Consider the following 7,585-nt stretch of genomic DNA (forward strand, 5'->3'; position numbering starts at 1 on the left):
ACCACGATGGAGACACGATCGATGCTGAACAACCTGGATACGCCCAAACGAAAAGGGCGGCTGAGTGCCCTGTGGGCCCTGATGGTGGTGCCGGCCCTGCTGGTGCCGGCGCAGGCCGCGCCCGTCGAGTTCGAGAGCGGGCATGTGCGGCCGATCGCCATGTCGCCCGACGGCACGCGACTCTTCGCAGTCAACACACCCAACAACACCCTGGAGATATTCAACGTAGGCTCGGGCGGCATCACCGTCGCGGGCCGCGTGCCAGTGGGCCTGGAGCCGGTGGCCGTGGCCGCGCGCAACAACGGCGAGGTGTGGGTGGTGAACCACCTCTCCGACAGCGTGAGCGTGGTGTCGCTGGTGGGCGGCGTGCTGCGTGTCACGCGCACGCTGCTGGTGGGCGATGAACCGCGCGACATCGTGTTCGCAGGTGCCGGCCAGCGCGCTTTCATCACCACGGCGCACCGCGGGCAGCAGCGCAGCGACCCGTCACTCGCCAACGTGCCGGGGGCGGGCGACCCACAGCTCACCACGCCGGGTGTGGGCCGCGCCGACGTATGGGTGTTCGACCCCGCCTTCCTGGGCGTTTCGGTCGGTGGCACACCGGTCAAGATCATGAGCTTCTTTGCCGACACACCACGCGCCTTGGCCGTGAGCCCGGACAAGAACACGGTCTACGTGGCGGCGTTCAAGTCGGGCAACCAGACGACGGTGATCAACCCGAGCTACATCTGCCCCGATTTCTCTGCGACGCCTTGTGTGCGCAACGGCGTCACCGTGCCCGGCGGTTTGCCCGGCCCGGGAACCAACGCCGAAGGCAAGCGTGCGCCGGCCACCGCGCTCATCGTCAAGTACGACAACACTTCGCAGCGGTGGCTGGACAACGTCGGCCGCGACTGGAGCATGGCGGTGGGGTTCGCGCTGCCCGACCTCGACGTGTTCGCCGTCGATGCCAACGCGCTGACCCAGAAGGCGGCGGTGGCACACGTGGGCACCACGCTCTTCAACATGGTCACCAACCCGGTCACCGGCAAGCTGTATGTGTCCAACACCGAGGCGATGAACCACCTCCGCTTCGAAGGTCCAGGCGTCTTCGGTGGCAGCACGGTGCAAGGCCAGATCGCCAAGACGCGCATCACGGTGGTCAACGGCAGCACTGCCACACCTCGCCACCTCAACAAGCACATCGACTACAGCAAGCTCGCAAGCCAGGCCGGCTTCGACGCAAGCGCCAAAAACCACAGCCTGTCGACACCGCTCGACATGGTGGTGAGCCGCAACGGCGGCACGCTCTACGTGGCCGCCTTCGGTTCCAGCAAGGTCGGCGTGTTCGGCACCGCTGCGCTGGAGGCAGACACCTTCAACCCACCGGTGGACAGCGCGCGCTACATCACGGTGAGCGGCGGCGGCCCCAGCGGCCTGGTGCTCGACGAGGCCCGCAACCGACTCTACGTGACCACGCGCTTCGACAATGCGGTCAAGGTGATCGACCTGGCCCAGCGCCGCGAGATCGGCGCCGCTGCCATGCCCAGCCCCGAATCGGCCGCCACCATCGCCGGCCGGTCGGCGCTTTATGACGCCAACCTCACCTCGGGCAATGGCGAATCTTCATGCGCGAGCTGCCACACCTTCGGTGAGAAGGACGACCTGGCCTGGGATCTCGGCAACCCGGACGACCGCGTGGCCAAGAGCCCCATCCCGCTCAATCTGTCGAGCGTGTCCACCACGCCCGGCGTGCCGGGCGGGATCGACATCGGCAAGATTCAGTTCCTGGTGAGCAACCTGAACGGCACCAACGTCGTTGACGATTTCCACCCGATGAAGGGGCCGATGACCACGCAATCATTGAGGGGCATGAGCAACTCCGGGGCCATGCACTGGCGCGGCGACCGATCCAACGGTTTCTTCGGTGTGGACGGCTACACCGGCTCGCCCGACAACACAATGAAGCGCGCCGCCTACGGCGACGACGAGGTGCTGAACTTCAAGAACTTCATCGTCGCCCTGGGCGGCCTGCTCGGCAAGCCCACGCCGCCCACTGGTCCGACCGCGGAAGACGTGCAGATCATGGAGAAGTTCACCGCCTTCCAGCTGCAGGTGCAGTTGCCCCCCAACCCGGTACGCGCGCTCGACAACTCGTTCACGGCGGCGCAGGAGCGCGGCCGCGTGATCTACATGGGCCCGCTTAATGCTGACGGCAGTACGCGTTCGTTCGATGGCTTGCCGGGCCTGCAACCGCTGGCCGACCAGGCGGGCACCGGACCTGCCTCGTTCACCTGCCAGGGCTGCCACCGACTGGACCCTGCCACGGGCCATTTCGGCACCCAAGGCGAGGCCAACTTCGAGGGTGAGACGCAGATCCTGAAGGTGCCGCACCTGCGCGACCTGTACACCAAGGTTGGCATGTGGGGCACGAAGGAGGTCGACATCGTGCGGATTCCGGGCTCGCCACCCATGGGCGACCAGGTGCGTGGCTTTGGCTTCATCCATGACGGGCAGTTCGACACGCTGTTCCGCTTCATGAACCTGCTCAACTTCAGCGACCCGCAGGTTCTGTACGAGAAGTTGCACAAGGGCAAGCCGACCGACGCCCTTGCGCTGCGGCTGATGGGCAGCAGCTTCGGCATCATGGGCTTCCCCTACGACGCGGCGGCTGCCGCGCCGATGCAGCGCGACGTCGAGCAGTTCCTGCTCGCCTTCGACAGCGACCTGGCGCCGGTGGTGGGGCAGCAGGTGACCTACGGGCCGCTCACCACGTCGAGCGCCGGGGCGCGCATCGACCTGCTGAAGTCACGCGCCCGCGCCCCCTTCACCTCTAAAGTGCTGGGTGGGCTGAGCAAAGAGTGCGACCTCGTCGTGCGCATGCCGAGTGCGGGCGTCATGGTGGGTTATCTGTACGACCCGGCGAGCGACCGCTTCAAGAACGCCAGCGGCGCTGCCGTAACCGACGGCCAGCTGCGCATCAACGCGCTCGCTGGCAGCCAGGAGGCGACCTACACCTGTGCTGTGCCAGGCACCGGGCCACGCCTGGCCTTCGGTACCTGATACAGGGAGGACCTGGTTCAAAGGAAGAACCGAGTCTATTGGTGCCCGCGCATGCAGATGCGCGGGCTTTTTTTTGTCCGGCGCGGGGCTGGTCGGCCGCGAACCGAGAGGCCGCGCCCGCGGCCCCTACATCAGCAGGTGCTCGCCCGCGTTGTCGCCCCCGAGGATCACGTAGTTGACCTTGCGGATGTCGGCCAGCCGCGTGCCGCCGGCGTAGCTGATTGAGCTCTGCACGTCTTCGCGCATCTCGCGCAGCGTGTCAGCCAGCTTGCCCTTGATAGGCTCCAAGATGCGCTTGCCTTCCACGTGCTTGTACTCGCCCTTGTTGAAGTCGCTGGCCGAGCCGTAGTACTCCTTGAAGAGCTTGCCGTCGACTTCCACCGTTTGCCCCGGCGACTCTTCGTGCCCGGCAAACAGCGAGCCGATCATCACCATCGCTGCGCCGAAGCGAATGCTCTTGGCGATGTCGCCGTGGTCGCGTATGCCCCCGTCGGCAATGATGGGTTTGGTGGCCACGCGGGCACACCACTTCAGCGCGCTGAGCTGCCAGCCACCGGTGCCAAAGCCGGTCTTGAGTTTGGTGATGCACACCTTGCCCGGGCCCACGCCGACCTTGGTGGCATCGGCGCCCCAGTTTTCCAGGTCGATCACGCCCTCGGGCGTGCCCACATTGCCGGCAATCACAAAGGTGGACGGCAGCTTGTCCTTGATGTGGCCGATCATGCGGCGCACGCTCTCGGCATGGCCATGCGCGATGTCGATGGTGATGTAGTCGGCACCCAGGCCCTCAGCCGCCAGCCGGTCAATCACCGCGACGTCCTCCGGCTTGACGCCCGAGCTGATCGAGACAAACAAGCCTTTGTCGCGCATCCGCCGGGCAAAGGCGATGGCGTCCAGATCAAAGCGGTGCATCACGTAGAAATGGCCCGACTGGGCGAGCTGCTCGGTGATGTGTTCATCGACCACCGTCTTCATGTTGGCCGGTACTACCGGCAACTTGAAGCGCCGGCCGCCGAACTCGACCGAAGGGTCGCAGTCAGCGCGGCTCTCTACCCGGCATTGACGGGGCAGCAGCAGGATGTTGTCGTAGTCGAAGATGTCCATGGCGGTTTGCTTTCGTGAGGCGGTGATTTTGCCGCCTGGTGCGCCGTTGCCAAGGCCAGGGCCAGGCGCCGTGATCGGCGATCGGCACCAGCGCCAGGCATTAGCGGCAGGCGTCGGCAGCGACTGCCAGCAGGCGGCCGTCCGGCCCCTCGATCCAGGCGCGGGCCTGCAGGCGGGTGGGTTCGGCGCTGGTAGGCCAACGCAGGGCACGCAGGTGGGTCAGCGGCTTGCCGGGCTGCAGCGTACCCAAGGGCAGTGGGCCTGCCACACTGCGCAGCAGCGATCTGGCGACAGGCGTGCCGTCGCTGCCGGCGTCCACCTGTTCGACCAGGGCCAGCCAGGCGGTGCTGCCCGCCGGCAGGGCAGTGCCTGGGCGGGTCTGCAGCGTGAGCTGTACACCGAAGTAACCTTGCCAGGCCGGGCCGGAGCTTGCCTTCAAGCGCAGGCCCGCCAGCGGCGGCGGTGCGGCGTGCGCCTGCTGCAGCGTTTGCGACGTGCCGGGCAAGGCCAGACCCAGCCGCGCGATCCGGTCTGCCGCCTCGGGCAAGGCGGCGGCGGCCAACGGGGCGCCCTCAGCGCCGGGCGAGATCCAGTCGAAACGCCAGGTGGCTGGCCCCGGCTGGATGGCGCCAGGCGCTGCTGGCGGGACCTGCGCAGTCGGCGTTGACCAGCAATCGGCGCAGTCGGCCGAAAACAACCGCTCCAGCGTGGCGGCCTGGGTGGGTGGGCAGGCACTGCGTGGCGCTGCGGCTGTCGGCTTTGCAGCAGCCGCAGCGCCGCAGACCAGCGCCAAGACCAGCGGCAGGATAACGGGGCACGGCCTGCGCCCGGCTTCTAGAATCGATGGATGCATGAACAGTATTCTCAGGCCGATTCGGGAGGCGACTTCGCTGCCGATCCCGCCGCCGTGCCCGGCACCGGGTCTTTGCTCAGGGGTTTAAATCCGGAGCAGTTGGCCGCCGTCACCTTGCCGGCCCGACCCAGTCTGATCCTGGCCGGTGCCGGCTCTGGCAAGACCCGTGTGTTGACGACCCGGATTGCCTGGCTGATGGCCACCGGACAGGTGTCGCCGGGCGGGCTGATGGCGGTGACTTTCACCAACAAGGCGGCCAAGGAGATGCTGCACCGGCTCTCAGCCCTGCTGCCGGTGGCGGTGCGCGGCATGTGGATCGGCACTTTCCACGGCCTGTGCAACCGTTTTTTGCGCGCCCACTGGAAGCTGGCGGGGCTGCCGCAGTCGTTCCAGATCCTGGACACTGCCGACTCGCTGTCGGCAGTCAAACGCATCATCAAAGCGATGGCGCTGGACGAAGAGCGGTTTGTGCCCAAGCAGGTCAGCTGGTTCATCGCCGCGCGCAAGGACAACGGCGAGCGGCCCAAGGACGTGGCCGCGCAAGACCCGCAATCGCGCAAGATGGTCGAGATCTACCAGGCCTACGAGGACCAGTGCCAGCGCGAGGGTGTGGTTGATTTCGCCGAACTGATGCTGCGTACCTATGAGTTGATGCGTGACAACACCGCGCTTCGCGAGCACTACCAGCACCGCTTTGCGCACATCCTGGTCGATGAGTTTCAGGACACCAACCGGCTTCAGTACGCCTGGATCAAGATGTTTGCGCCGCCGCCTGATCGGGCGACGACCACGTCAGCCTCGGGCAGCGGCCAAAGCGTGTTCGCGGTGGGTGATGACGACCAGAGCATCTATGCCTTCCGGGGTGCGCAGGTCGGCAACATGGCCGATTTCGAGCGCGAGTACCGCGTCGCGCATGTCATCAAGCTCGAGCGCAACTACCGCAGCTTTGGCAACATCCTGGACAGCGCCAATGCGTTGATCGCCCACAACACCCGGCGTCTGGGCAAGAACCTCAGCACCGAAGCTGGCCCCGGCGAGCCGGTGCGGGTGAGTGAGGCCACCAGCGACTACGCCGAGGCGCAGTGGCTGCTGGAGGAAGCGCAACACCTGCACCGCAGTGGCACCGCGCGCAGCCAGATAGCCATCCTCTACCGCAGCAACGCCCAGAGCCGGGTGATGGAGAGCGCGCTGTTCAACGCCGGTGTGCCGTACCGGGTGTACGGCGGCCTGCGCTTCTTCGAGCGCGCTGAGGTCAAGCATGCGCTGGCCTACCTGAGGCTGCTGGAGAACCCGAACGACGACACCTCTTTCGTGCGGGTGGTGAACTTTCCGACCCGTGGCATCGGCGCACGCACGGTGGAGCAATTGCAGGACGCTGCCCGGACCAGCGCACGCAGCCTGTACCAGAGCGTGGGCGCGATCGCCGGCAAAGCTGGCAGCAACCTGGCGGGCTTCAACGCGTTGATCGACAGGCTGCGTGAGGCCACCCGAGGCCTGACCCTGCGCGAGATCATCGAGCAGATGTTGGCCGACTCCAGCCTGATGGACTTCTACAAGGCCGACCGGGAGGGCGCTGACCGCATCGAAAACCTGCAAGAACTGATCAACGCCGCCGAGGCTTTTGTCACGCAAGAAGGTTTTGGCAAGGACGCCGTGGCGCTGCCGGTGGACGAGCACGGGCCGGGGTCCATGGCGGCGGGCAACCCCACCACCGGCACGCCTGCCGCACTGGCCGCGGTAGACCTGGCGCCCGACGCAGAAACGGGCGAGATCGTCTCTCCGCTCGCTGCCTTTCTGACACATGCCGCGCTGGAGGCTGGCGACAACCAGGCACAGGCCGGTCAGGATGCGATCCAGCTGATGACGGTGCATTCGGCCAAGGGCCTGGAGTTCGATTGCGTTTTCATCACCGGGCTGGAGGAGTCGCTTTTCCCGCATGAAAATTCGATGAGCGACGCTGACGGTTTGGAGGAGGAGCGTCGGTTGATGTACGTGGCCATCACCCGGGCCCGCAAGAGGCTGTACCTGAGCTTTTCACAAACCCGGCTGCTGCACGGCCAGACCCGCTACAACGTCAAGAGCCGTTTTCTGGAAGAGTTGCCTGAGGGTGCGCTGAAATGGCTGACGCCGCGCAACGCCGGTTTTGGCTCGGGTTATGCCAAGGAGTACCAGCAGGCCTGGCAGCGCGGCACGGGGTCCGGGTCGGTGGTGGGTGCTGGACGGGTGGCCGGGCGACCGGCGCCTTACACCCAATCGGCAGCGCTTCCGGCACCGCCGCCCATGCTCAGCAAGACCCCTCCCTCACACGGCCTGCGTGTGGGCCAGTCGGTGTTTCACACCAAGTTTGGCGAGGGTGTGGTGCTGACGCTGGAGGGCAACGGCGCCGATGCGCGCGCCCAAGTCAACTTTGGCCGCCACGGCGCCAAATGGTTGGCGCTGGCGATCGCCAAGTTGACGCCGGTGGATTGAGGGGCGGTTGGCGGCTCTTTGCTGACTTTCGGCTGGTGTGGATGCGGTCGTTCGACGTTCGACGTGCGGTGTGCTGCGTGCGGCGCCAAGGCAGCCAAGGCCGTCGGGCAACCGGCT

General features: G+C 66.3%; 4 protein-coding genes. 2 read left to right on the forward strand and 2 right to left on the reverse strand.

Annotated elements, in window-relative coordinates; all coding sequences use genetic code 11:
• The first annotated feature begins 21 nt into the window (after nt 1-21).
• Entirely contained in the window at nt 22-3,042 is a 3,021-nt protein-coding gene (locus AC30QB_RS07930; RefSeq protein WP_489545657.1) for a YncE family protein, read from the forward strand.
• A gap of 126 nt (nt 3,043-3,168) precedes the next feature.
• On the opposite strand, the gene AC30QB_RS07935 is transcribed toward AC30QB_RS07930, so the two are convergent.
• Both AC30QB_RS07935 and AC30QB_RS07940 read right to left on the reverse strand, forming a co-directional pair.
• Nucleotides 3,169-4,146 (reverse strand): GMP reductase, encoded by a 978-nt coding sequence (locus AC30QB_RS07935; protein ID WP_489545658.1) that lies wholly within the window; start codon nt 4,144-4,146, stop codon nt 3,169-3,171.
• 100 nt (nt 4,147-4,246) lie between these two features.
• Nucleotides 4,247-4,999, reverse strand: a complete 753-nt coding sequence (locus AC30QB_RS07940; RefSeq protein WP_489545659.1) for a hypothetical protein — start codon at nt 4,997-4,999, stop codon at nt 4,247-4,249.
• Here AC30QB_RS07940 and AC30QB_RS07945 point away from each other — a divergent pair.
• A complete protein-coding gene (locus AC30QB_RS07945) occupies nt 4,994-7,468 on the forward strand; it encodes a UvrD-helicase domain-containing protein (RefSeq protein ID WP_489545660.1) in 2,475 nt (824 codons plus the stop codon). The genes AC30QB_RS07940 and AC30QB_RS07945 overlap by 6 nt on opposite strands.
• Nucleotides 7,469-7,585: the final 117 nt, after the last annotated feature.

It is taken from the genome of Rhizobacter sp. (assembly GCF_046595475.1).
In the GTDB taxonomy this organism is placed as follows: Bacteria; Pseudomonadota; Gammaproteobacteria; order Burkholderiales; family Burkholderiaceae_C; genus Rhizobacter.